The sequence below is a fragment of the Mycolicibacterium setense genome, assembly GCF_000805385.1.
Classification (GTDB): domain Bacteria; phylum Actinomycetota; class Actinomycetes; order Mycobacteriales; family Mycobacteriaceae; genus Mycobacterium; species Mycobacterium setense.
Genome location: NZ_JTJW01000006.1, coordinates 358631 through 382347, shown reverse-complemented (window position 1 = coordinate 382347; position 23717 = coordinate 358631). Strand labels below are relative to the sequence as shown.

General features: G+C 67.2%; 24 protein-coding genes. 10 read left to right on the top strand and 14 right to left on the bottom strand.

Going from position 1 to position 23717, the window contains the following annotated elements:
- Positions 1-5: 5 nt before the first annotated feature.
- The 3 genes from QQ25_RS12505 to QQ25_RS12495 are packed head-to-tail and all read right to left on the bottom strand — an operon-like array spanning position 6 to position 2641.
- On the bottom strand, positions 6-629 hold the full coding sequence (locus QQ25_RS12505) for a vitamin K epoxide reductase family protein (RefSeq protein WP_039378962.1): 624 nt from the start codon (positions 627-629) through the stop codon (positions 6-8).
- Complete coding sequence (locus QQ25_RS12500) at positions 626-1477, bottom strand: DsbA family protein (protein ID WP_039378961.1); 852 nt, start codon at positions 1475-1477, stop codon at positions 626-628. The genes QQ25_RS12505 and QQ25_RS12500 overlap by 4 nt, the downstream gene beginning before the upstream one ends.
- A 27-nt stretch (positions 1478-1504) precedes the next feature.
- Positions 1505-2641 (bottom strand): alpha/beta hydrolase, encoded by a 1137-nt coding sequence (locus tag QQ25_RS12495; RefSeq protein ID WP_198530790.1) that lies wholly within the window; start codon positions 2639-2641, stop codon positions 1505-1507.
- On the opposite strand from QQ25_RS12495, the gene QQ25_RS12490 reads away from it, so the two are divergent.
- Positions 2640-3482, top strand: a complete 843-nt coding sequence (locus QQ25_RS12490) for an aldo/keto reductase (protein ID WP_039378960.1) — start codon at positions 2640-2642, stop codon at positions 3480-3482. The genes QQ25_RS12495 and QQ25_RS12490 overlap by 2 nt on opposite strands.
- A 5-nt stretch (positions 3483-3487) precedes the next feature.
- Positions 3488-4330, top strand: a complete 843-nt coding sequence (locus QQ25_RS12485; RefSeq protein ID WP_039378959.1) for an aldo/keto reductase — start codon at positions 3488-3490, stop codon at positions 4328-4330.
- Between the two features lie 6 nt (positions 4331-4336).
- Here QQ25_RS12485 and QQ25_RS12480 read toward each other — a convergent pair whose 3' ends face one another.
- Genes QQ25_RS12480 through QQ25_RS12470 form a run of 3 tightly spaced genes read right to left on the bottom strand, consistent with a single transcriptional unit; the run spans position 4337 to position 8909 of the window.
- A complete protein-coding gene (locus tag QQ25_RS12480) occupies positions 4337-5044 on the bottom strand; it encodes an HNH endonuclease family protein (protein WP_039378958.1) in 708 nt (235 codons plus the stop codon).
- Complete coding sequence (gene recG / locus QQ25_RS12475; RefSeq protein ID WP_039318789.1) at positions 5041-7275, bottom strand: ATP-dependent DNA helicase RecG; 2235 nt, start codon at positions 7273-7275, stop codon at positions 5041-5043. The genes QQ25_RS12480 and recG overlap by 4 nt, the downstream gene beginning before the upstream one ends.
- Positions 7275-8909, bottom strand: a complete 1635-nt coding sequence (locus tag QQ25_RS12470; protein WP_039378957.1) for a fatty acid kinase ATP-binding subunit FakA — start codon at positions 8907-8909, stop codon at positions 7275-7277. Before QQ25_RS12470 ends, recG begins: the two co-directional genes overlap by 1 nt.
- A 272-nt stretch (positions 8910-9181) precedes the next feature.
- On the opposite strand from QQ25_RS12470, the gene rpmB reads away from it, so the two are divergent.
- Both rpmB and QQ25_RS30835 read left to right on the top strand, forming a co-directional pair.
- Positions 9182-9376, top strand: coding sequence for a 50S ribosomal protein L28 (gene rpmB / locus QQ25_RS12465; protein ID WP_039318786.1), 195 nt, complete (start codon positions 9182-9184; stop codon positions 9374-9376).
- Between the two features lie 106 nt (positions 9377-9482).
- Positions 9483-9785 carry a hypothetical protein gene (locus QQ25_RS30835; protein ID WP_131546155.1) on the top strand — a complete coding sequence of 101 codons (303 nt, stop codon included), beginning with the start codon at positions 9483-9485 and terminating at the stop codon, positions 9783-9785.
- A 5-nt stretch (positions 9786-9790) separates the two neighbouring features.
- On the opposite strand, the gene QQ25_RS12455 is transcribed toward QQ25_RS30835, so the two are convergent.
- Together QQ25_RS12455 and QQ25_RS12450 are read right to left on the bottom strand one after the other, a co-directional pair.
- Positions 9791-10576: a uracil-DNA glycosylase gene (locus QQ25_RS12455; protein WP_234711901.1), complete on the bottom strand. Its 786-nt coding sequence runs from the start codon at positions 10574-10576 to the stop codon at positions 9791-9793.
- Positions 10577-10626: 50 nt separating this feature from the next.
- Positions 10627-11610, bottom strand: a complete 984-nt coding sequence (locus tag QQ25_RS12450) for a thiamine-phosphate kinase (protein WP_039378955.1) — start codon at positions 11608-11610, stop codon at positions 10627-10629.
- 108 nt (positions 11611-11718) lie between these two features.
- Between QQ25_RS12450 and QQ25_RS12445 the strand changes: the two genes are divergently transcribed.
- On the top strand, positions 11719-11961 hold the full coding sequence (locus tag QQ25_RS12445) for an Lrp/AsnC ligand binding domain-containing protein (protein ID WP_039318782.1): 243 nt from the start codon (positions 11719-11721) through the stop codon (positions 11959-11961).
- A gap of 10 nt (positions 11962-11971) precedes the next feature.
- Positions 11972-12550: a DUF3515 domain-containing protein gene (locus QQ25_RS12440; RefSeq protein ID WP_039318780.1), complete on the top strand. Its 579-nt coding sequence runs from the start codon at positions 11972-11974 to the stop codon at positions 12548-12550.
- A gap of 2 nt (positions 12551-12552) precedes the next feature.
- Here QQ25_RS12440 and QQ25_RS12435 read toward each other — a convergent pair whose 3' ends face one another.
- The 3 genes from QQ25_RS12435 to QQ25_RS12425 form a co-directional block, all read right to left on the bottom strand.
- Positions 12553-13674, bottom strand: coding sequence for a D-alanine--D-alanine ligase family protein (locus QQ25_RS12435; protein ID WP_039318777.1), 1122 nt, complete (start codon positions 13672-13674; stop codon positions 12553-12555).
- 61 nt (positions 13675-13735) lie between these two features.
- On the bottom strand, positions 13736-14842 hold the full coding sequence (locus tag QQ25_RS12430; protein WP_039378954.1) for a cystathionine gamma-lyase: 1107 nt from the start codon (positions 14840-14842) through the stop codon (positions 13736-13738).
- 30 nt (positions 14843-14872) lie between these two features.
- Positions 14873-15871, bottom strand: a complete 999-nt coding sequence (locus QQ25_RS12425) for an NAD(P)H-dependent glycerol-3-phosphate dehydrogenase (RefSeq protein WP_234706081.1) — start codon at positions 15869-15871, stop codon at positions 14873-14875.
- Positions 15872-15934: 63 nt separating this feature from the next.
- Between QQ25_RS12425 and cofC the strand changes: the two genes are divergently transcribed.
- From cofC to mutT1, 3 genes are read left to right on the top strand one after another with little or no spacing between them, the layout of a single operon-like run.
- Positions 15935-16603, top strand: coding sequence for a 2-phospho-L-lactate guanylyltransferase (cofC, locus tag QQ25_RS12420; RefSeq protein ID WP_039378953.1), 669 nt, complete (start codon positions 15935-15937; stop codon positions 16601-16603).
- 22 nt (positions 16604-16625) lie between these two features.
- A complete protein-coding gene (locus QQ25_RS12415; protein ID WP_039378952.1) occupies positions 16626-18833 on the top strand; it encodes an RNA degradosome polyphosphate kinase in 2208 nt (735 codons plus the stop codon).
- A 43-nt stretch (positions 18834-18876) separates the two neighbouring features.
- A complete protein-coding gene (mutT1, locus tag QQ25_RS12410; RefSeq protein ID WP_039318771.1) occupies positions 18877-19815 on the top strand; it encodes an 8-oxo-(d)GTP phosphatase MutT1 in 939 nt (312 codons plus the stop codon).
- 62 nt (positions 19816-19877) lie between these two features.
- Here mutT1 and QQ25_RS12405 read toward each other — a convergent pair whose 3' ends face one another.
- The 3 genes from QQ25_RS12405 to leuC all read right to left on the bottom strand — a co-directional run bounded on the left by QQ25_RS12405 (position 19878) and on the right by leuC (position 22808).
- Positions 19878-20522, bottom strand: a complete 645-nt coding sequence (locus QQ25_RS12405) for an HU family DNA-binding protein (protein ID WP_039318770.1) — start codon at positions 20520-20522, stop codon at positions 19878-19880.
- 215 nt (positions 20523-20737) lie between these two features.
- Complete coding sequence (gene leuD, locus QQ25_RS12400) at positions 20738-21331, bottom strand: 3-isopropylmalate dehydratase small subunit (protein WP_039318769.1); 594 nt, start codon at positions 21329-21331, stop codon at positions 20738-20740.
- Positions 21332-21353: 22 nt separating this feature from the next.
- Complete coding sequence (gene leuC / locus QQ25_RS12395) at positions 21354-22808, bottom strand: 3-isopropylmalate dehydratase large subunit (RefSeq protein WP_052235789.1); 1455 nt, start codon at positions 22806-22808, stop codon at positions 21354-21356.
- A gap of 118 nt (positions 22809-22926) precedes the next feature.
- On the opposite strand from leuC, the gene QQ25_RS12390 reads away from it, so the two are divergent.
- Positions 22927-23628 carry an IclR family transcriptional regulator gene (locus QQ25_RS12390; RefSeq protein WP_029111385.1) on the top strand — a complete coding sequence of 234 codons (702 nt, stop codon included), beginning with the start codon at positions 22927-22929 and terminating at the stop codon, positions 23626-23628.
- Positions 23629-23717 lie beyond the last annotated feature (89 nt).

The following is a 23717-nucleotide window of genomic DNA, read 5'->3' as shown; positions in this document are numbered from 1 at the left end:
AAGTGTTACAGCAGCGTTGACCAGTATTCCCAGAAACGCACCAAGATCAACAGCAGAAGTGAGGTGAACCAGAGGGCCACCAGCGACCAGCGCCACTGGTAGATCACCCGGGCCAGCGCGTTGGTGTGCAATGGCCGAAGGGCGATCGAGCCGGAGACCACGAGCAGAGGAATGGTCACCGACCACACCACCATGCAGTACGGGCACAGCGCGCCGATGCTGTAGAGGCTCTGGTAGATCAGCCAGTGCACCATGACGGTGCCCAGCAAGCTTCCGACTGCGAGCCCGACCCAGTACCACCGGGGCAGCCGGACACCCGTGACGGCCAACACCCCGGTGACCAGGGTGACCGTGAATGCGACGACGCCGATGAGCGAGTTGGGGAATCCGAAGACCGATGCCTGCGGGGTGGTCATCACCGAGCCGCAGGAGATCACCGGGTTGATGCTGCAGGACGGTACATAGGAGGGATCGATCAGCAGCTCGATCTTCTCGACAGTCAACGCCATCGCCGCCGCCAGGCCGACGACACCTGCGATGAGTACCCAGACGGCGCTGGGCTTGCCGACGGCTACTCCCGAGGAATCCTCGGTCCCAAGTTCGTCGAGCTCGGCGGCGGTGTCACTCATGGGTTGGCCGGCGCCGGGGCGGGTGCGGCCGGAGCGGGCGCCGGGGCGGGAGCGGGTGCGGCAGGGGCCGGTGCGCCCGGCGCGGGGGCTGCGGGTGCGCCGGGGCCGGGGGCCGGGCCCTTCAGCGCGGGCAGGTCGCCGACGACCTCTTTGACTTTCGCGATCAGCGCGTCAGGAGTGGTCGGGTCGTAGTCCTCGCCGTTGAAGCGAACTGTCGGTGTCGAGTTGATACCGGTGGCTGCGGCCATGCCCTGCACCATCTCCACATAGCGACCCTTGGTGATGCAGTCGGGCACTTCACCGGCGGCACCGGCCTGGCGCGCGAGTTCGATGATCCGGGCGTTGTCCGGGTAGACACCGCCGCCCTCCTCCGGCTGGATTCCGGGCGTGTAGAGCGCCGAGTGGAAGCGGCGGAACGCGTCGACGGACTCGTCGGCGACGCAGTACGCGGCGCCACCGGCCCGCGACGAGTAGCCGTTGCCGGCCTTGTCGAGGATCGCCACCATGTGGTAGTCGACGGCCACGGCACCGGTGTCGATGAGCTTGTTGATGGTCGGGCCGAACTGCTGCTCCAGATGACCGCACGCGGGGCACAGGAAATCCTCGTAGAGGCTCAGTGTCACCTTGGGCTCCGAGGTGCCCTCTTTGGTGATCACGTTGGGCGCCGAGACGTGCACCGCTCGGGCTTCCCCGGAGGCCGGCCGCTTGTGGCCGGTCGTCACGATGTAGAGCACCAGACCGGCGGCGAACAGCACCACCACGGCTGTCAGCCCGATCTGCACCCACAGGTTGCGCTTGCGGTCAGCCGCCTTGAGGTCGTACTTCGCGGTCTTCTTCGGTTTGGCCACGTCGACAAGCGTACCGGCGTCGACAGGTCAACTTTCGGCGTGGCTGAGATGGGCGCGCAGCGCGGAGATCAGCGCGCCCATGGCAGTGGCGCTGCCGCCTCCCAGCGGGAAGAAGTTGGCGAACGCGTGGATCATCGACCGCTCCTCACGGAGGTCCACCACCACCCCGGCATCCTGCATCGCCCTGGCGTACCGGTTGCCCTCATCGCGCAACGGGTCGAACCCGGCGGTGACCACCAGAGCGGGCGGCAGCCCGGAAAGATCCTCACTGAGCAACGGTGAGACCAGCGGATCCTCGGCCGACACCTCGGCGCCGTCGAGGTAGTGCCCGGCAAACCAGTCCATGTCACGCTTCTCCAGGAAGAAGCCGTCGGAGAACAGCGTCTTGGATCGCGTCTCGCTGGACCAGTCGGTGGCCGGGTACAGGAGCAGCTGCAGCGCAGGCAGCGGCAGTTCGGAGTCCCGAGCCTGCTGGGCCACCACGGCGGCCAGGTTGCCGCCCGCGCTGTCTCCCCCGATCACGATGCGGGTGGCACCCAGACCGGCGGCGTGGTCCAGTGCCCAGCGGTAGGCGGCGTAGGCGTCGTCGACGGCAGCCGGCGCCTTGTGCTCGGGGGCCAGCCGGTAGTCGACGGAGATCACCTGGATTCCGCCGTCCCGGCAGATCAGCCGGCACAGGCTGTCGTGGGTGTCGAGGTCACCGATCACGAAGCCGCCGCCGTGGAAGTACAGCAGCAACGCCGAGATCGGCGAGGATCCGGTGCCGTCGGGGACGTACCGTCGCGCCGGGATCGGCCCGGCGGGCCCGGGAATCGAAATGTCGCTCACGTCCGCGTGGATCCGGACCTTCATCATGGCGGCCGTGGCACGTAGTGCGGCCCGTGAGACGTCGACACCGACGCCGGGCCGGTAATCGGCGACCAGACCGCCGACGCCGGCCGCGCGTTCGGCGGCCAGGGTGAATTGCAAGGTGGTGTCCAAGGTGTTGCCGTCGACGACGACCGAACGCCCGCCCAGCAGCATTCGCTTGGTCCGATCCGACATCCGGGGAATCGCAGCCAAGGTGAATGCGGTCGCCCGCGCGAGCAGCATCTGTCTGATCGCGTCATGCCGCTGACCATCAGCTCCGCCTCGGGCTGGTCCGCCTGGCAGACTTTCAGTCATGGCTGCTCCCTCTTCGAGTCCTCGTGTCACGCTCAACGACGGTAATTCGATACCGCAAGTCGGGTTGGGGGTTTGGCAGACCCCTGCCGAGGAGACCGAGCGCGCGGTGACCGCGGCCCTGCAGGCCGGTTACCGGCACATCGACACCGCCGCCGCGTACCGCAACGAGGCAGAGACCGGCCGTGGCCTGGTCAACTCCGGCGTGCCCCGCGAGGACGTGTTCCTGGTGACCAAGCTGTGGAACAGCGATCAGGGGTATGACGCGACGCTGGCCGCGTTCGACGCGAGCCTGGACCGGCTCGGTGTCGACTACCTCGATCTGTATCTGATCCATTGGCCGGTGCCGGCCAACAACGACTATGTCGACACGTTCAAGGCCTTCGCGCACCTGCACGATCAGGGCCGGGTGCGTTCGATCGGGGTGAGCAACTTCGAGCCCGAGCACCTCACCGTGCTCATCGACTCCACGGGCATCGTGCCTGCGGTCAATCAGATCGAATTGCATCCGCTGCTACCGCAACACGAGCTTCGCGAGGTCCACGCCAGATTGGGCATCGCCACAGAGGCGTGGAGCCCGCTCGGTCAGGGGTCCCTGCTCACCGATCCGGTGGTCTCCGGCATCGCCGAACGGCACGGTAAAACCCCCGCACAGGTACTGATTAGGTGGCATATACATCTGGGTAATATCGTCATCCCCAAGTCGGTCAACCCCGAGCGGATTGTGAGTAACTTCGACGTGTTCGATTTCGATTTGGACGAAACGGACATGGCGGCCATCGCCACGTTGGATACCAACACACGCCTGGGGCCCGATCCCCGAACCTTCAACTTCACAGGATAGGTGACATGACCTCCTCGGACGGGGCTGCGATTCCCACCGTCACGCTCAACGACGACCGTACGATGCCCGTCGTCGGCCTTGGTGTCGGCGGCCTCTCGGATGCCGAGGCAGAGCGCGTGGTGTCCGCGGCGCTGGAGGCAGGCCACCGGTTGATCGACACGGCTGCCGCGTACGGCAACGAGGCGGGCGTGGGGCGTGCCATTGCGGCATCGGGCATTCCGCGCGAGGAGTTGTCGGTCACCACCAAGCTGGCCGTGACCGATCACGGTTTCCAGTCGTCCCAGAACGCCGGGCGGGCCAGCTTGGAGCGCCTCGGCCTGGACTACGTGGACATCTACCTGATCCATTGGCCGGGCAGCGACATCGGCAAGTACGTCGACAGCTGGGGCGGGCTGATGGCGCTCAAGCAGGAAGGGCTCGCGCGCTCGACCGGGGTGTCCAACTTCAGCCCCGAGAATCTCTCGACGATCGTCGACCTGACCTTCACGGCACCCGCGGTCAATCAGATCGAGCTGCACCCGCTGCTCAACCAGAGCACCTGGCGCGCGGCCAATGCCCAGTACAACGTCGTCACCGAGGCCTACAGCCCGCTCGGGGTCGGCAACCTGCTCGACAACCCGGCTGTCACGGCCATCGCCGACGCGCACGGTAGGACGCCTGCGCAGGTGCTGATCCGCTGGAGTATCCAGCTGGGCAACATCGTCATCTCCCGGTCGACCAACCCGGAACGGATCGCGTCCAACCTCGACGTGTTCGGGTTCGAGCTGACCGCCGAGCAGATGGACAGCCTCAACGGCCTGGACGACGGCACCCGGTTCCGGCCCGACCCGGCGACTTTCACCGGCTGACCAACCTCAGCTCGTCGGGCAGGTGGCGACCGCTTCACGCAGCACCCCGGCCGACGCGGTGTCGACCGGAAGCGCATAGCCACGCAGCACCTCGACGAACTGCACCGCATACTGACACCAGAACGCCTGGTTCGGCGGCATCCAGTGGGCCGGCTCCTGATCCCCCTTGTCCTGGTTGGCCTTACCGCCTACCGCCAGCAGATTGGCCGGGTCGTTGGCGAACCGCAGTCGCAGGTCGTCGGGCCAGTCCCGGGCTCCGAGGTCCCAGGCCAACGCCAGCGGCACCAGGTGGTCGATCTGCACCGAGGCACCCGTCTGATTGCCGCGCACGAACGGCACCACCGCGTTGGTGTAGGGATCGTGCAGCGTGCCCGTCGCCACCGCGGCGGGACACCGCTTGATCGCGACGAATGTCTTGTCGACGAGGTCGCGGTTGAGGATGTCGTTACGGGTGTCGCAGCCGTTGTGTCCGCCGGGCGCGCTGTTGTCGTCGTCCCAGGACTCACCGAACGCCGCGCGGCGATAGTCGTTGCCGTGTAAGCGGACCGGCACCTCTGGCACTCCGGCCAACAGATCGAACCCGGGAGCGACGGTGGGCGGCTGCGCCTGCGCGGCGAACCGCGACGAGCGGTCGGACGACATGCTCACCTGAACGGCGACCACCACCGCGAGTGCGACGGCGGCGGCCAGCCACCACACCCGGCGTCGGGTCATGCCTTGTCCAGGTATTCGACGCGGTCGGTGTCGACGAATTGGGCCGCCAGAAGTGCCATCCCGGGATCGTCAGGGCTTTTCTCATACAGCGACTCGCAGAACTCCCGGGCGTCGGTGATCACACCCAGGTGATCGGCGAGCGACAGAAAACGCAGATTGATTGTGCGCCCGGACTGGTTGAGCCCCAGCACATCCCCCTCACGACGCTCCCGCAGATCGAGATCGGCCAGGGCGAACCCGTCGAGCGTGGCAGCGACGGCTTTGATCCGTTCGCCGGCCTTCGAGGTCTCCGGCAACCGGGTGGCGAGCAGACACAGACTGGGATGCTGACCGCGACCGATCCTGCCGCGCAGCTGATGAAGCTGGCTGATCCCGAAACGGTCGGAATCCATCACCACCATGACGGTGGCATTGGGCACGTCGACACCGACCTCAATCACCGTGGTGCACACCAGAACATCGATCTCTCCCGCGCGGAACGCGCCCATGACCAGGTCCTTGTCCTCCCCGGACAGCCGGCCGTGCATGAGGCCGAGCCGCAACCCTGCCAATGGTCCCGCGCCGAGTCGGTCGAACAGTTCGAGGACCGTGACCGGCGGGGGGCCGCCCTCGCCATCGTTGTTGTCCTTGGACTTGTCCGACTCGTCGATGCGCGAGGCCACCACATAGGCCTGGCGGCCGGCGCCGACTTCCTCCCGGATCCGGGCCCACGCCCGGTCCAGCCAGGTCGGCTTCTGCGAGACGAAGATGGTGTTGGTCGTGATGGGCTGGCGACCGCGGGGAAGCTCGCGCAACGTCGAGGTTTCCAGGTCACCGTAGACAGTCAGTGCTACCGTGCGCGGAATCGGCGTCGCGGTCATCACCAGCAGATGGGGGGTGACCCCGTCACGTGCCTTGGCGCGCAAGGTATCCCGCTGCTCGACCCCGAATCGGTGTTGCTCGTCGACCACGACCATCCCGAGGTTGTGGAACTCCACGGCCTCCTGCAGCAGTGCGTGGGTACCGATGACGATGCCCGCCGCGCCGGAGGCCACTTCGCCGCGAGCCTCCCGCTTCTGCTGCGGCGTCATCGAACCCGTCAGCAGCGCAACCCGGGTACCGTGCTCGGCCCCACCGAGTTGGCCCGCCATGGCCAGCGGCCCCAGGACGTCGCGGACCGACCGGGCATGCTGGGCGGCAAGCACTTCCGTCGGCGCCAGCAGGGCACATTGGTAGCCGGCATCGACCATCTGCAGCATGGCCAACACCGAGACGATCGTCTTGCCCGAGCCGACCTCGCCCTGCAGCATCCGGTTCATCGGACGCGTCGCGGCCAGTTCGTCCGAGATCACGTCGAGCACCTCGGCCTGGCCCTGCGTGAGCGCAAACGGCAGGCGGGTCGCCATCTCGGCGGCAAGTCCGTCGGTCCTGCGCACCGCGACGGGCCCGGATTCGCTGAGCTCGCCGTAGCGCCGTGCCACCAGACCCCACTGCAGGCCGATCGCCTCGTCGTAGGTCAAGCGCTCCATAGCCCGATCCCGGTCGACCGAGTTCTCGGCCAGGTGGATGGCCCGGAGCGCCTCGTCCTCACTCATCAGATCCCGCTCGCGCACAAAGGATTCCGGAAGCGGCTCCGGGACGGGGTCGAGCACGTCCAACACCTGACGCACGCAGGCGTAGATGTCCCAGCTCTGTACCTTGGCGCTGGCCGGATAGATCGGGAAGAAGTCCCGCTCGAACGCCGACAGCAATTCGTCACCCGTCGCCCCTGAGCTGGTGGCGATCGCCTTCATCGCCTTGCTGCCGGGGGTCTTGCCGGTCGGGGAATCGAGCACCAGATAGGCCGGGTGCGTCAATTGCATTGCGCCCTTGAAGAATCCGACCTCACCCGACAGCATGATCCGGGTTCCGGTTGGCAGTTGATCGATCATCCAGCCGGCGTTGAAGAACGTGGCGGTCACCTTGGGCCGGTGTTCTCCCAGCGTGACGCGCAGCCATTTGCGGGCACGCTTGCCGGGTTGGCTGCGCATGAACCCGTCTTTGGTGTCGGTCACCACGTCGACGAACGTGACGTGCTCACCTTCCTCGAGGTCGAGGGCGTCGTCCTCACCACGTACCGACATGCCCTCGCTGTATTTGCGGGGATAGTGGCGCAGCAGGTCGTTGACGGTGCGCAGACCGAAATTGTCGAAGAGCTTGTCGGCGCCCTTCTTGCCGAGGATGAAGTCGAGCCGATCACCGAGGGCGGCCACTATTCCACCCCGATCAGCAAGGCGTCTCCACGGTGGCCGGTGTGATAAGTGACCAACTCGGCGCCGAGGTGCTCGCGGTGCACGTGCGCCTGCAACGCCTCCCCCACGGCGCCATCCACACCCTCACCGGTCAGCACCGTGATCAGCTCACCACCTGCCACCATCAGCAGGTCGATCAAGCCGGCAGCAGCCGCGGTGATGTCGGACCCGACGATCAACACCTCGTCGCCGGCAATGCCGAGCCCGTCACCCGGTTTGCATCCGCCCGCCCAGGTCAACGCCTCTTCGGTGGCGACGCGCACCGTCCCGTGCCGCGCGCCCGCGGCCGCCCGCGCCATGGTGTAACCGTCGTCGACTGCCTGCCGACTCTCATCGTGGACAGCCAGCGCGGCCAGCCCCTGCACCATCGAACCGGCCGGCACCGGTACGACGTCGATACCCCAGCCGATCGCTGCGGTGCAGCCGGCCACCAACTCCTCGGCGGCGACGTATCCGTTGGGCAGCACCATCACCTGGGCGGCGCCCACGTCGATCAAGGAGCGCAGCAACTGTTGGGCGCTGATCGGCTCGCCCTCCTCGGGCCGCAGCACGTGCGCACCCTCCCCCGCGAACAGTTCGACGCCGCCGTCCCCGTCGACGACGGCCAGCACCGCCCGTTCGCGGGCCCAGCCACCGGCGGACTTCACGCTCGGAGCGCCGGTCAGCGCGGTGATCTGGATGCGGCTCAGCGACCCCACCCCGAGGCCGGCCTCGACCGCCGCCCCGGCGTCATCCACATGGACGTGGACCGAAAACTGATCACTGCCCGAGGCGGCGATCGCCACCGACTCACCCATCTGCTCCAGCGTCGCGCGCAGTCCCTCGACGGCGGAGGCGCCGCATCCGGTCAGCAGATACATGACCTCGAACTGCGGCGGTGCCTCAGAGGCGGCCAGGTCTGCCGACGCCGCTGGGGGTGCGGCCGGGGCGTAGACCGGCCGGCGGGGAGCGTGGCCGACCAGCGTCGCCGTCATCGCGTCGAGCAGGACGAGCAGGCCACGCCCACCGGAATCGACCACGCCGGCCTTGGCCAGCACGTCGAGTTGCTGCGGAGTGCGATCCAGGGCTGCCGAGGCGGCTTCGCCGGCCGCGGCCGCCGCATCGGCGACATCACCGCCCTCGGCCGCACAGCGCTCGGCGGCCTCGGCCGCGGCCTCCAGCACCGACACGATCGTGCCCGGCACCGGTGCACCCATCGACGTGCCGGCCAGTGCTGCGGCATGGCGAAGCGCCGCGGCGAACAACGCGCCGTCCACAGCGGACAGAGCGCCGTCACGCTGGGCCGCCGCGTTGGTGATCACCTCAGCCAGGCCGAGCAGAATCTGCGACAGAATCACCCCGGAGTTGCCCCGCGCGCCCTGTAACGCCCCGGCGGCCAAAGCACTGGCCACCGCGGGGATGTCCCCGCCGACCGGCTCGGCATCGACATGCGCCCACGCCGAACGCATCGTGAACAGCATGTTTGTCCCGGTATCCGCATCGGCCACCGGGAAGACGTTGAGCCGGTTGATCTCGTCGGTGTGCGCGATCAGGTCATCGACGGCGGCGTGGGCCCAAGCCCGCAGCGCAGGGGCATCCAGCCGCCGTGCCGACATCGGACCTCCCAATCCCCGAATCAGATCCCCACCGAAACCCGGTGCGAACCCCCGTGTGCGACGCGGTCACCGCCGTGGCGCCAGCCTATCCACTGACAGCGACAAACCCGATCAGAGCATCGTCGGCTGTGGACAACCTGGAATCGTGTTCACGAGCCGTTTTGGCGATCCTCAGGGCTGCCGGTATTCTGATCAGGTTGTCGGGTCGAGCCCCGCCGTTTGCGGCGAGTGGGCCCAGGCCCCCCAAGTACTGATTTCGAGGAGTTGTTGATATGGCTGCCGTGTGCGATATCTGCGGAAAGGCGCCTGGCTTCGGCAAGTCGGTGTCGCACTCGCATCGGCGGACCAGCCGACGCTGGGATCCGAACATCCAGTCGGTGCGTGCCGTGTCACGTCCGGGTGGCAACAAGCAGCGCGTGAACGCCTGCACCTCCTGCATCAAGGCCGGTAAGGTCGCGCGCGGCTGACGTCGCGCGCCTGACCTGTGGCGCGACAGTCTGGTTTACCTGAGGGCACGGCAGGGTATCTGCTGGCCTCATGACTCCATGTCGTGCATCACATACACCGCTCTACGTGTTCGCTGCCGCACTTGCGGTCGGCTCGATGCTGACCGCGTGTGGTGACAACAGCTCCGACGACGACACCACCACCTCGGAGACTCCGTTGACGACCGAGGCTCCGGTGACCTCGGAAGGCCCGGCGACCCGCACCGAGACCACGGTCATCGAAACGCCGGTCTCGCCTGCGCCGACGTCGCCCGCTGAGATGCCTCCCTCCCCGACCGAGGGCAACGGTGACGTGACCATCGAGATTCCGTCACCGGGGATCCCGGCTCCGCCCGCCATCCCGCAGCCGCCGGCAATCCCCAGGCCGTGACCACCTCAGGGCAATCGCCAGTCGATCGGATCGGCACCCTTCTGCTGAAGGAGTTCGTTGGCCCGGCTGAACGGGCGTGATCCGAAGAATCCGCGCGACGCCGACAACGGTGACGGGTGCGGCGATTCGATCGTCGCGCAGTCACCTTCGGCGAGCATCGGTTTCAGCGTCGACGCATCCCGGCCCCACAGCACGGCAACCATCGGCTGCTCCCGCGCGACCAGGGCCCGGATCGCACATTCGGTCACCGCTTCCCAGCCCTTGCCGCGGTGCGAGGCCGGAGTGCCCGGGGACACCGTCAGCACCCTGTTGAGCAGCATCACTCCTTGTTCTGCCCACGGGGTGAGATCGCCGTTGGCCGGCAGCGGATATCCCAGATCCTCGGAGTACTCGGTGAAGATGTTCGACAGGCTGCGCGGCAGCGGACGCACGTCGGCACCCACCGAAAAACTGAGGCCGACGGCATGGCCCGGAGTCGGGTAGGGGTCCTGGCCCACGATCAGCACGCGCACCTTCTCGAATGGAAAGGTGAAGGCGCGCAGCACATTCTGGCCGGCAGGCAGATAGCGCCTGCCGGCAGAGAGTTCGTCGCGCAGGAACTGCCCCATCTGTGCGACCTGCGCCCCCACCGGCTCGAGCGCCCGGGCCCAGCCGGCGTCGACGAGCTCGTCGAGGGGACGTGCACCGGCTGAACTGCCGGTCGCCGTGATCGTTTCGCTCCTCGCGTCCGCCGTGATCGTTTTGCTCCTCGCGTCCGCCGTGATCGTTTTGCTCCTCGCGTCCGCCGTCATCTTTTCGCTCCTCGCGTCCGCATCACGAGAAACCAACCTAGCGTGAGCCACTAGCCGAACGATTGCCATCCGGCATTACCGCCCCACGGCGCGCCGTCTACGAGCACCACTGCCGGGCTGTCGATCACCCGTCCGATGGCGCGCCAGCCCGCGGGAAGTTCATCCGGGAATGTGGCGACCAGAGCGTGGTCCTCGCCGCCGCCCAGCACCCACTGCCACGGATCGGCATCCATTGCCCCGGCGGCCTCGGCGACCGCTCGACGGTCGCCGTCGAGAAGGCCGCTGTCCACGTCGATGCCGACCCCGGATGCCGTCGCGATGTGGCCCAGATCGGCGAGCAGGCCGTCGGACACATCGGTCATGGAGGTGGCTCCGGCGGCGGCGGCAACCGCACCCTGACCGTAAGGCGGTTGCGGTGTCAGGTGTCGCTGCCGCAGGTCCGGAAATCCGTCGACACCACGGCGCAGAAGCTCATATCCCGCCGCGGAGAGGCCAAGTGCGCCCACCACCGCGACGGTATCGCCGGGTCGGGCACCGCTGCGACACACCGGTTCCCGGCCACCGAGGTCCCCGAGCACCGTGACCGATATCACCCACTGCGGGGCACTGACCAGGTCTCCGCCTGCGATGCTCGCGCCCAGCCGGCGTGCCTCGTCCCACAGTCCGTCGGCCAATTCCGACGCGGCGGCCACCGATGTGTCCGACGGTGCGCCGAACGCCACCACGAATACGGTGCTCCGAGCGCCCATGGCTTCGATGTCGGCAGCGTTCTGGGCGATGGCCTTGCGCCCGATGTCGTGCGGCGAGGACCAGTCCAACCGGAAATGACGGTCCTGCACCAACATGTCGGTGGAGACCACGGTGCGGCCGTCGGCTGCCGTCACCACCGCCGCGTCGTCGCCCGGACCGAGCGTCACGGCGTCGGCTTGCGTGCGCCCGGCCACCAAGCGGTCGATGACGACGAATTCACCCGCTCCCGCCAGGGTGTCGTCGTTGTCGTCACCGGGATCGTCGCCGGTGGTCTCACCCGTCATATGGCCTCCTGCCGGTCGGCTGCCGCGTCCTGAGAACCCGGACCCGACCTGCGGTACGTTTGGTGCCTGCGGCCAGCAGTTTATGCAGCGAGATGGAGGAGACAGCCGGTGGTGGAGGCTTACGTCCTGATCCAGACCGAGGTGGGCCGCGCCGAAGTCGTCGCCAAACAACTCGCCGGCCTGCCGGGCGTGACGTCCGCGGAATACGTGACCGGGCCCTATGACGTGGTCTTGCGCATCAGCGCCGACACCTTGACGGTGCTGCAAGCAGACGTGGTGCCCGCCGTCCAGCAGGTACCCGGCATCACCCGTACGTTGACCTGCCCGATCGCCAACACAGGCCAGCCATAGAGTTGGTGGTGTGACCGATTCGCATGCCGTCGACGGACCGCCCCGCGCCATCCTCATCGCGGCGGTCGTCGTCGCGGTCTCGGTGCTGATCACCGTCCTCGGTATCGCGGCGTCACGGCAGCAATCCCCCGATCAGCAACCTGTGGCCATCCCGGCGATACCGGCGCCCCAGGCCGACAACCAACATTGTCGCGATCTGCTGAACGCGCTGCCCGAACAACTCGGCGATTTCCGGCGGGCCCCGACCGTCGATCCGACCCCACCGGGCACCGCGGCGTGGCGCGCCGAGCCGGACACAGAGCCGGTGGTCCTGCGCTGCGGGCTGGACCGCCCCACCGATTTTGTCGTGGGCACCCCACTACAGGTGGTCGACGAGGTCCAGTGGTTCCGGGTCGGAGACACAGGCGTCGCGGGCCCGGGTGCGCAGGCCGATGGTCAGGGCCGCAGCACCTGGTACGCGGTGGACCGCCCGGTGTACGTCGCGTTGACCCTGCCGGCCGGCTCCGGGCCGACACCCATTCAGCAGATCTCCGGTCAGGTCGCTCGCACGATGCCGGCGCAGGAACCGGCACCGGCCCCGGCGGGCTGAGCTCAGCGCAGGCCGGTGCCCCGCGCCAGCGCGGTTTCGACCATCGCAGTCAGCAACGTCGGGTAGTCGACACCGCTGGCCGCCCACATCCGCGGGAACATCGAGATGGTGGTGAAGCCCGGCATGGTGTTGATCTCGTTGATCACCGGGCCTGCATCGGTGAGGAAGAAGTCGACGCGGGCCAGCCCCTGGCAGTCGATCGCGGTGAAGGCCCGCACGGCCAGCCGGCGAACCTCCTCGGAAACGTCGTCGTCGATCTTGGCCGGCACATCCAACTCGGCTGCGTCGACAAGATATTTGGTGGCGAAGTCGTAGAAGCCGTCCTCGCGTCCGCGCACTCCGGCCACCCGGATCTCGCCGACCGTGCTGGCTTCGACGCTGCCGTCGGGGAATTCGAGGACACCGCATTCCAGTTCCCGGCCCGGCACCGCGGCCTCGACGATGACCTTCGGATCGTGGCGGCGTGCCAGTTCGATCGCCGCGGGCAGTTCGTCCCAGGCCGCGACCCGGCTGACGCCGATCGAGGAGCCGCCCCGCGCGGGCTTGACGAACACCGGCAGGCCGAGCCGTTCGCGGTGCTCCAGGTCCAGAGTGGGCTGGTTGGGGCGCAGCACCACGAAGTCACCGATCGGCAGGCCCTCGGCGACCAACAGCTTCTTGGTGAACTCCTTGTCCATCCCGGCGGCGCTGGACAGCACGCCGGAACCAACATAGGGAATCCCGGCCAACTCCAGCAGCCCCTGGATGGTGCCGTCCTCGCCGTAAGGGCCGTGCAGCACCGGGAAGACCACGTCGACGGCGGCCAGCAGCTCACCGGGGCCGTTGCTCAGCGCCAGCAGCTGGCCGCTGCGGTTCGGGGCAGCGGGCAGCGCCAGTTCGGTTCCGGAGGTCTCCGTGACCTCGGGCAGCCGGCCGTCGGTGATCGCCAGCGTTTCGGGACGCCCGTCGGTCAACATCCAGGAACCATCGGGGGTGATCCCGACGGCGACCACCTCGAACCGCTCGGGATCGAGATTGCGCAGGATGCTGCCTGCCGACACGCACGAGATCGCGTGCTCGGAGCTACGCCCGCCGTAGACGACGGCGACGCGGGTGCGGGATCCGGTCTGATTGCGGGCTGTCACAACCTAGAGAGGCTACCGTCCCGGTCGGTTCCTGCCTGTCGGCGCATCCCGACCTGCACTTTCACCCCTGAAGGGCCTGCTCGATATCGACGATCAGGTCTTCGGTGTCCTCGATCCCGGCCGAGATGCGCGCGAAGCCGGCAGGAACCGGGTCACCCCAGCGGGCCCTGCGGTCCACCGAGGTGTGAATTCCGCCGAAGCTCGTCGAGGCGATGAGCAGAGCGCTGCGCTCCACCAGCGCATGAACGGCGGCGGCATCGGCCAGTTCGATCGACACCAATCCGCCGAACCGCTTCATCTGGGTGGCCGCGAGCTCGTGAGCCGGATCCTCGGGCAGCCCGGGATAGCGCACCGAACGCACCGCAGGATGGCTGCACAACATCACCGCCAGTGCTGCGGCGTTCTGGCACTGGCGCTCGAACCGCAGCCCGGCACTGCCGAGGCTGCGCAACACCAGCCACGCCTCGAAGGCGCCCAGGATCGGCCCGGCCAGCAGCCGGTCGGATTCCACCGCCGCCATCAGCTCGGGCTGAGAGCCGGCGACATAACCGGCCACCAGATCGCTGTGCCCCGACAGTGATTTGGTGGCGCTGGCCACCACGAGGTCGGCGCCGAGCGAAAGCGGTTGCTGGCCAAGCGGAGTGGCAGTGGTGTTGTCGACGACAAGGGTGGCCCCGCGACCGCGGCAGGTCATCGCCAGCCGGTGCAGGTCGACTACGTCCAGCCCTGGGTTGGCGGGTGTCTCGGCGAGCACCACGTCAGCCCGAGCGGCGGCCTCGCACATGTCGGAAACACCCGCCTCGATCACCGTGATCCCTTGGGGTGCAAGGTATTCAGATGCATACCGGCGCACCTGGTAGTAGCCGTCAGCCGGGACCACAAGGGTGGTTCCCGGTTTCGCGAGCACGCGCAGGGTCGAGGTGATCGCAGCCATCCCGGATCCGAACGTCAGCGCTGCGGCCGCCCCCTCCAGTTCGGCGAGCGCTGCTTCCAGTTGCCGCCACGACGGATTGGAGCTGCGACCGTAGCTGTCCAGCGGTTCGGCCTCGTCGGGTGAGAGGTGGAATGCCGATGCCGGCACCGGCGTCGGCGCCACCGGCTGCCCCGGAACAGGTTTCAGTCCAACAGCTTTGACGCTCCGGGTGGAATCCCCGTACAAGCCGTCCATGCCCGTTTTCCTCCTCGCCCCGGAGGATCTCTACTCCGGTTTGGTGCTGCGGCCCAAAAGCCCCGCGACGGCCTCGTGAACCGACAGTCCCTTGTGGCACACCCGATGAACGGCGTCGGTCAGCGGCATCTCGACACCGTAACTGGATGCCAGCGCCAGCACCGATTCACACGAGGCCACGCCCTCGGCCACGTGCCCACCCGCCGCGGTCAGCGCCGATTCCATGGTGCCGCCCCTGCCCAGCCGCACGCCGAAGGTGCGGTTACGGGAGTGCTCGGAGGTACAGGTGGCCACGAGATCGCCCACGCCGGCCAGCCCGGCCAGCGTGGCGGGGGTGGCGCCCAGGGCGATGCCCAACCGCATCACCTCGGCCAGGCCGCGCGTGATGATGGCGGCAACGGTGTTCTCCCCCAGCCCGACTCCCACCGCCATGCCACAGGCCAGTGCGATGACGTTCTTGCAAGCTCCGCCGACTTCGGCGCCCACCACGTCGGCGTTGGTGTAAGGCCGGAAGTATCCGGTGGCCAGCGCCCGTTGCAGCGTGACCGCGCGGCCGGAGTCGCTGCATGCGACGACGGTGGCCGCAGGCTGCTCGTCGGCGATCTCGCTGGCCAGGTTCGGCCCGGTCACGACAGCGACCCGGGACGGATCGACGCCGGTGACCTGGACGATGACCTGGCTCATCCGCATGAGCGTGCCGAGCTCGATTCCCTTGGCCAGGCTGACCAATGTCGCGTCGTCACCGATCAGATGCTTCCAGCCCTCAAGGTTGGACCGCAGCTGCTGCGCCGGAACGCCCAGCAGCACCGTGCAGGCGCCGGACAGCGCCTCGGCCGGATCGGCGGTGGCCTTGACCGTCGGCGGCAGAACGACGTCACCGAGGTAACGACTGTTGCGATGATCGGTGTTGATCTCGTCGGCAACCTCGGGGCGCCGCGCCCACACCGTCACCGGATTACCCGCGTCCGCCAGCACCTTGGCCAGCGCCGTCCCCCACGCACCGGCACCCATCACCGCAGCCTCTACCACCCGTTCACCCTATCCCGGCGGCTGCGGCACTCGCCGACGCCGCCGGGCTGGCAGGATGAACCCATGAGCGGCTCCCGAAGCGACAACGCCGCAGCAGCAACGCAGGCCGCTGACGTCACCCTCGTCATCGCGGTGAAACGGCTGTCAGCCGCCAAAACCCGGCTGGCGCCCATCTTCTCCGCATCCACGCGCGAGGCTGTAGTGCTGGCGATGCTCGTCGACACCATCACCGCGGCGTCCGCGATCGCGCCGGTGACCGTCGTCACCCCTGACGACACCGCGGCAGAGGCCGCCCGGCAACTCGGTGCCGGGGTGTTGATGGACCCGACACCGGCCGGTCATCGTGACCCACTGAACAACGCCATCGCCGCGGCTGAGGCCGAACTTCGCTCCACCGCATCGAATATCGTTGTTCTGCAAGGGGATCTTCCTGCCCTGCAGCCCCAGGAGTTGGCCGAGGCTCTGGCCATGGCCCGTGGTTATCAACGCAGTTTCGTCGGGGACCGGCACGGCACGGGAACCTCGGCGCTGTTCGCTTTCGGCACTTCGCTGGCACCGCACTTCGGATCCGATTCGGCTGCGCGCCATCGACACTCCGGCGCGATCGAGCTCACCGGGGCGTGGCCCGGTCTGCGCTGCGACATCGACACACCCGACGATCTTCAGGCGGCGCGCCGCCTCGGGGTCGGTACCGCCACCACCCGCACCCTCGGCAGGCACGCCGGCAGGTAGCCGCACACCCGTGGGATAGGGAATGATCGGACAGATGAGCGAAGCCACCGAAGCCGAGCTGGACACCCGTTCGGACGACTCCCACCGGGACAGCGCCCCGGCGGCATCGGGCCAGGCAGTCGAGTCGGCAACACCGGAAGCCCCACCGGCGGCCACGTGGCCGGCAGTGGACGACGCGCTGCCCGAGGATCGCTACCTCAACCGCGAGCTGAGCTGGCTGGATTTCAACGCGCGGGTCCTGGCGCTGGCCGCCGACCCGTCTCTGCCGTTACTCGAGCGGGCGAAGTTCCTGGCGATCTTCGCGTCCAACCTCGACGAGTTCTACATGGTCCGGGTGGCGGGGCTCAAACGCCGCGACGAGATGGGACTTTCGGTGCGCTCGGCCGATGGCCTGTCACCGCGCGAACAGTTGCGTCGCATCAACGAACGCACCCAGCAGATCGCCAACCGGCACGCCAAGGTGTTCCTCAGCTCGGTGCGCCCGGCACTGGCCGAAGAGGGCATCGTCATCGTCAACTGGGCGCAACTCGACGAGACCGAACGCGCGAAGCTCTCCACCTACTTCCACGAGCAGGTGTTCCCGGTGCTCACCCCGCTCGCGGTCGATCCGGCCCACCCGTTCCCGTTCGTGAGTGGGCTGAGCCTGAACCTGGCGATCACCGTCAAACATCCCGAAGACGGCGGACAGCACTTCGCCAGGATCAAAGTTCCCGACAACGTCGGCCGCTTCGTGGAACTGAGCCCGCCCGCCGACGGATCGGCCGTTGTCCGGTTCCTGCCGATGGAAGAACTCATCGCGGCGTTCCTGCCGGTGTTGTTCCCCGGCCTGGAGATCGTCGAGCATCATGCGTTCCGGATCACCCGCAATGCCGACTTCGAGGTCGAGGAAGATCGCGACGAGGATCTGCTGCAGGCCCTCGAGCGGGAACTGGCGCGCCGGAGATTCGGCTCGCCTGTGCGGTTGGAAGTGTCCGACGACATGACCGAGAGCATGCTCGAACTGCTGTTGCGGGAGCTGGATGTGGCCCCAGGCGATGTCATCGAGGTGCCCGGCCTGCTCGACCTGTCCGCGCTCTGGCAGATCTACGCCGTCGACCGGCCCGCGCTCAAGGATCGGCCGTTCGTACCCGCCACCCCACCGGCTTTCGGCGAACGCGAGACACCGAAGAGCATCTTCTCCACCCTGCGTGACGGGGACGTGCTGGTGCACCATCCCTATGACTCGTTCTCCACCACCGTGCAACGCTTCATCGAGCAGGCCGCCGCCGACCCCAACGTGCTGGCGATCAAACAGACGCTCTACCGCACCTCCGGTGACTCGCCGATCGTCAACGCACTGATCGACGCGGCCGAGGCCGGCAAGCAGGTGGTCGCGCTCGTCGAGATCAAAGCCCGCTTCGACGAACAGGCCAACATCAAATGGGCCAGAGCACTCGAACAGGCCGGGGTGCATGTGGTCTACGGGCTGATCGGCCTCAAGACGCACTGCAAAACCTGCCTCGTGGTGCGGCGTGAGGGGTCGACGATCCGACGCTACTGCCACATCGGCACCGGCAACTACAACCCGAAAACCGCGCGGCTGTACGAAGATGTGGGGCTACTCACCGCCGATCCCGACATCGGCGCCGACCTCACCGACCTGTTCAATTCACTGACCGGGTACTCACGCAAGGACTCCTACCGCAACCTGCTGGTGGCTCCGCGCGGTGTGCGCAAGGGCATCATCGAGCGCATCGACCGCGAGATCGCCGCTCACCGTGAGGGAGCCACGACCGGAATCCGGTTGAAGGCCAACGCACTGGTCGACGAGCAGGTGATCGATGCGCTGTACCGGGCGTCGCAGGCCGGCATCCCGGTCGAGATCGTGGTGCGGGGCATCTGCGCCCTGCGGCCCGGTGTACCCGGGTATTCCGACAACATCAGGGTGCGCTCGATCCTCGGGCGCTTCCTTGAGCACTCGCGGATTATTCACTTTCGCGCCATGAACGAGTTCTGGATCGGCAGCGCCGACATGATGCATCGTAATCTCGACCGCCGTGTCGAAGTGATGGCTCAGGTCAAGGATCCGAGGTTGGCCGCACAACTCGACGAGGTGTTCGACTCCGCGATGGATCCGGCCACCCGATGCTGGGAGCTACGACACGATGGTCACTGGACGGCGCTGCCTCAGGAAGGGCAGACAGTCCGCGACCACCAGGTGTCGCTGATGGAACGTCACCGGCACCCCTGATCCCCACCTGGCCAAGGCCGGTGAATGACCTGCAGGAGTTGAGGTGTCGAACGACAGCACGACAGCAGCGAAGCGGGGCGACAAGGTCGTGCCCGCGGCGGGCGCCGTGTTGTGGCGTGGCGGCGAGGATGCCGCAGGTACAGCCGTGACCGAGGTGGCCGTCATCCATCGTCCGCGATACGACGATTGGTCACTGCCCAAGGGCAAGGTCGAGTTCGACGAGACCGATCCGGTGGCCGCGGTACGCGAGGTTCACGAGGAGACCGGTTACACCGCGCAGCTGGGTCGGCGGCTCGGCTCGATCTCGTATGACATTCCGCAGGGGACCAAACGGGTGTGGTACTGGGCTGCCCGCGCGACGGGCGGCGACTTCACACCCAACGACGAGGTGGACAAGCTGATCTGGCTTCCCGTGAATGCGGCGATAGATCAGCTGGTGTACCCGCATGACCGAAAAGTGTTGCGCCGCTTCGCGAAAAAGCCATCGGATACCAAGACGGTACTGATCGTGCGACACGGTACGGCCGGCAGCCGATCGCGATTCAAGGGCGACGACCGCAAGCGTCCGCTGGACAAGAAGGGCCGGGCGCAGGCCGAGGCACTCGTCGCCCAACTACTGGCATTCGGTGCCACAACGCTTTACGCCGCCGATCGGCTGCGCTGCCACCAGACTCTGGAGCCTCTGGCCCAGGAACTCGGCGTGGACATTCACAACGAGCCGGGGCTGACCGAAGAGGAGTACAACTCCGACCACAAGGCCGGCCGCAACCGTGTGCTCGAGCTGGCGAGCCGGGCGGGCACCCCGGTGATCTGCACACAGGGCAAGGTGATTCCCGATCTCATCGCGTGGTGGTGCGCGCGCTCAGATGTGCGACCCCAGACCACCGGTAATCGCAAAGGCAGTACCTGGGTGCTGTCGTTGGCGGACGGCCGGCTGGTCGCCGCGGACCACCTCGGTAGTCCCCTGCCCGCCGACAGCTAGATCCACACGAGAAAAGACACGTCGTGAGCTCAGCTAGGGCTCACGACGTGCCTTTACCGTAATTACTTGCGGCCCTTCTTGGCCGGTGCCTTCTTTGCAGCCACCTTCTTGGCGGGTGCCTTGGTCGCGGCCTTCTTGGCGGGTGCCTTGGTCGCGGCCTTCTTGGCCGGTGCCTTCTTGACAGCGGCCTTCTTGGCGGGCGCCTTGGTCGCGGCCTTCTTGGCCGGTGCCTTGGTCGCCGCCTTCTTGGCCGGCGCCTTCTTGACAGCGGCCTTCTTGGCGGGCGCCTTGGTCGCGGCCTTCTTGGCCGGTGCCTTGGTCGCCGCCTTCTTGGCCGGCGCCTTCTTGGCAGGTGCCTTCTTGGCGGCACGCTTGGCCGGGCCCGCGGTCACGCCGCGCTTGACGGCCGGACCTTCAGACGGGAGACGCTGCGCCCCAGAGACAACCGCCTTGAACTGCGCGCCCGGACGGAACGCCGGCACCGAGGTGGGCTTGACCTTCACCGTCTCGCCGGTACGCGGGTTACGCGCCACACGGGCAGCGCGCCGGCGCTGCTCGAAGACACCGAAGCCGGTGATCGTGACGCTGTCGCCCTTGTGCACCGCGCGGACGATGGTGTCCACAACGTTCTCCACCGCGGCGGTAGCCTGCCGACGATCGGTGCCCAGTTTTGTTGTGAGTACGTCGATGAGCTCCGCTTTGTTCATCCAAAACCTCCGAAACCAGTGGTCCTCCTTGGACCGACTAGAGGACACGGTAAACCCTGTGACCACTGATTTCCAAGAGCCACGCGCAATTTCAGGCGTAGCTAGCGAACAATCCGGCAATCCGCTTGCCCCACTTGGACTCCGCTCGGTCGGTTCCAGAACCGGTTTGGCAGGCGGCGAATTCGGGCGCCGATGCACCCGTAGGAGGCCCTCGGTCAGGCCGGCAGAGTGCGTGGCTTCCAGGCCGGCCGGTGCTTCTCGTAATCCTCGATCGAAGAGAGTTTCCGCAGCGTAAGGCCTATATCGTCGAGTCCGGAGAGCAGCCGCCAGGCCGTGTAGTCGTCAATTCTGAACGGCACCACAACCGTTCCGGCGACGATATTTCGATCTTGAAGATTCACAGTGATTTCCAGCCCCGGATTCTGCTCGATCAGCTTCCACAAGAGCTCGACATCGTCTTGGGCGACTTCTGCCGCCAATAGCCCGGCCTTGCCGGCGTTGCCGCGGAAAATGTCGGCGAATCGAGATGAGATAACCACCCGGAAGCCATAGTCCATGAGCGCCCAGACGGCATGTTCGCGTGAAGATCCGGTGCCGAAATCGGGGCCGGCGACCAACACCGAGCCTTTGTCGAATGGCGGGAGATTCAGAATGAACGACGGATCATTGCGCCAGGCGGCGAACAATCCGTCCTCGAAACCCGTTCGGGTTACCCGCTTCAAATAGACGGCGGGGATGATCTGGTCGGTGTCGACATTGGACCGTCGCAGCGGCACACCGATGCCGGTGTGAGTGCTAAAAGCCTCCATCACGCTTCTCCTTCTGATTTGCTTAGCGGGTCGCGGCAGGCAGATCGGCTGGGGACGCCAGTTTTCCGCGCACGGCGCTGGCCGCCGCGACGGCCGGCGACACCAGGTGGGTGCGGCCGCCCTTGCCCTGCCGGCCTTCGAAATTTCGGTTGGACGTCGAGGCACAGCGCTGTCCCGGCGACAGTTGATCGGGGTTCATGCCCAGACACATCGAGCAGCCGGCCTGACGCCATTCGGCCCCCGCGGCGGTGAATACCTGGTCGAGGCCTTCCGATTCGGCCTGGGCCCGGACCCGCATCGAGCCAGGCACGACCAGCATCCGCACCCCGTCGGCGACCTTGCGATCGCGCAGCACGTCGGCCACCACCCGCAGATCCTCGATCCGGCCGTTGGTGCAAGACCCGACGAACACGGTGTCCACAGCGATATCGCGCATGGCCATCCCGGGTCGAAGATCCATGTAGGCCAAAGCCTTCTCCGCCGACTGACGCTCGTCGTCGTCGCCCATCAACTCCGGATCTGGGACCGACGCGGACAGCGGGACACCTTGTCCCGGGTTGGTTCCCCACGTGACGAACGGGCTCAGCGTGGCGGCGTCCAGGTAGACCTCGGTGTCGAATTCGGCGCCCTCATCAGTACGCAACTGACTCCACGCGGCGACGGCGGCGTCCCAGTCAGCCCCCTTCGGAGCGTTCGGGCGGCCCTTCAGGAATTCGAACGTGGTCTCGTCAGGAGCGACCATGCCCGCGCGCGCCCCGGCCTCGATGCTCATGTTGCAGATCGTCATCCGGCCTTCCATGGACAGCGCCTCGATGGCACTTCCCCGGTATTCGATGACATGGCCCTGGCCACCGCCGGTTCCGATCTTGGCGATCACCGCCAGGATGATGTCCTTGGCGCTCACCCCTGGCGGCAGCACGCCGTCGACGTTGACCGCCATGGTCTTGAACGGCTTGAGCGGCAGTGTCTGCGTGGCCATCACGTGCTCCACCTCAGACGTGCCGATGCCCATCGCGATCGCACCGAAGGCGCCGTGGGTAGAGGTGTGGCTGTCCCCACACACGACCGTCATACCCGGCTGCGTCAGTCCCAGCTGCGGACCGATGATGTGCACGATGCCCTGTTCGACATCGCCCATCGGGTGCAGACGGATACCGAATTCCTCGCAGTTGCGCCGCAATGTCTCGACCTGGGTGCGCGAAATCGGATCCGCGATCGGCTTGTCGATGTCGACCGTGGGGACGTTGTGGTCCTCGGTGGCGATCGTCAGGTCGGGCCGCCGGACCGGCCGCCCCGCCAATCGCAGGCCGTCGAACGCCTGCGGGCTGGTGACCTCGTGCACGAGATGCAGGTCGATGTAGATCAGGTCGGGCTCTTTGGCAGCGCCCTCTCCCTCACCGCGCACCACGACATGGTCGTCCCAAACCTTTTCGGCCAGGGTGCGCGGCTTTTCGGATGTCTGTGTCGATTGGTCCATCGCTACTTCTCGATTCCATTAACGGCAATGCGGGCTTGCATCAAGAGTCCGCCAGGGCTGGGAGTTACTGTCACCATCTCGTCTGTCATCTCACGATGCGAGACGCTAGTATCTCTCTGTGAGAAATGATAGCGGCATCGGCGTTCTCGACAAAGCCGTGGGTGTGCTGCACACCGTGGCCGAGTCACCTTGCGGGCTGGCCGAACTCTGCGAGCGCACGGGACTGCCCCGCGCGACCGCGCACCGACTGGCCGCCGGGCTCGAAACGCACCGCCTGCTGGCCCGTGACGGCGACGGACGCTGGCGCCTTGGCCCGGCATTGACCGAATTGGCCTCCCACGTCAACGATCCGCTCCTGGCGGCCGGGGCCGCGGTCCTGCCGCGCCTGCGTGAAATTACGGGCGAGAGCGTGCAGCTGTACCGGCGCGAGGGGCAATCGCGGGTGTGTGTCGTGGCATTGGAGCCTCCGGCCGGGCTGCGCGACACCGTGCCGGTGGGCACCCACCTGCCGATGACGGCCGGTTCCGGAGCCAAAGTGCTACTGGCGTACGCCGACCCGGCCACCCAGCAGGCGGTGCTGCCTGCCGCCAAATTCACCGATCGCACGCTGGCCGAGGTTCGCAAACGCGGCTGGGCGCAGAGCGCCGCCGAGCGCGAGCCAGGTGTGGCCAGCGTCTCGGCGCCGGTGCGCGACGGCCGTGGCGCCGTGATCGCCGCGGTGTCGGTGTCCGGGCCGATCGACCGCATGGGCCGGCGGCCCGGGGCCCGCTGGGCCGCCGACCTGCTCGCTGCCGCCGACGCGCTCACCCGACGACTGTGAGACGAATCTCAGCACGGCGTTGAGCGCCCGGCGTGGCGGCCCGGGGCCCCTGTCCAGACAACGCAAACCAGACAACGCAAAAGCGCCCA

Bases quoted from the DNA above. Each gene is read 5' to 3' on its own strand.
- QQ25_RS12505 (WP_039378962.1), bottom strand. From the start codon at position 629: ATGAGTGACACCGCCGCCGAGCTCGACGAACTTGGGACCGAGGATTCC.
- QQ25_RS12490 (WP_039378960.1), top strand. From the start codon at position 2,640: ATGGCTGCTCCCTCTTCGAGTCCTCGTGTCACGCTCAACGACGGTAAT.
- QQ25_RS12495 (WP_198530790.1), bottom strand. From the start codon at position 2,641: ATGACTGAAAGTCTGCCAGGCGGACCAGCCCGAGGCGGAGCTGATGGT.
- QQ25_RS12485 (WP_039378959.1), top strand. From the start codon at position 3,488: ATGACCTCCTCGGACGGGGCTGCGATTCCCACCGTCACGCTCAACGAC.
- QQ25_RS12480 (WP_039378958.1), bottom strand. From the start codon at position 5,044: ATGACCCGACGCCGGGTGTGGTGGCTGGCCGCCGCCGTCGCACTCGCG.
- QQ25_RS12470 (WP_039378957.1), bottom strand. From the start codon at position 8,909: ATGTCGGCACGGCGGCTGGATGCCCCTGCGCTGCGGGCTTGGGCCCAC.
- rpmB (WP_039318786.1), top strand. From the start codon at position 9,182: ATGGCTGCCGTGTGCGATATCTGCGGAAAGGCGCCTGGCTTCGGCAAG.
- QQ25_RS12455 (WP_234711901.1), bottom strand. From the start codon at position 10,576: ATGACGGCGGACGCGAGGAGCAAAACGATCACGGCGGACGCGAGGAGC.
- QQ25_RS12450 (WP_039378955.1), bottom strand. From the start codon at position 11,610: ATGACGGGTGAGACCACCGGCGACGATCCCGGTGACGACAACGACGAC.
- QQ25_RS12430 (WP_039378954.1), bottom strand. From the start codon at position 14,842: ATGGACGGCTTGTACGGGGATTCCACCCGGAGCGTCAAAGCTGTTGGA.
- cofC (WP_039378953.1), top strand. From the start codon at position 15,935: ATGAGCGGCTCCCGAAGCGACAACGCCGCAGCAGCAACGCAGGCCGCT.
- QQ25_RS12415 (WP_039378952.1), top strand. From the start codon at position 16,626: ATGATCGGACAGATGAGCGAAGCCACCGAAGCCGAGCTGGACACCCGT.
- QQ25_RS12405 (WP_039318770.1), bottom strand. From the start codon at position 20,522: ATGAACAAAGCGGAGCTCATCGACGTACTCACAACAAAACTGGGCACC.
- leuD (WP_039318769.1), bottom strand. From the start codon at position 21,331: ATGGAGGCTTTTAGCACTCACACCGGCATCGGTGTGCCGCTGCGACGG.
- leuC (WP_052235789.1), bottom strand. From the start codon at position 22,808: ATGGACCAATCGACACAGACATCCGAAAAGCCGCGCACCCTGGCCGAA.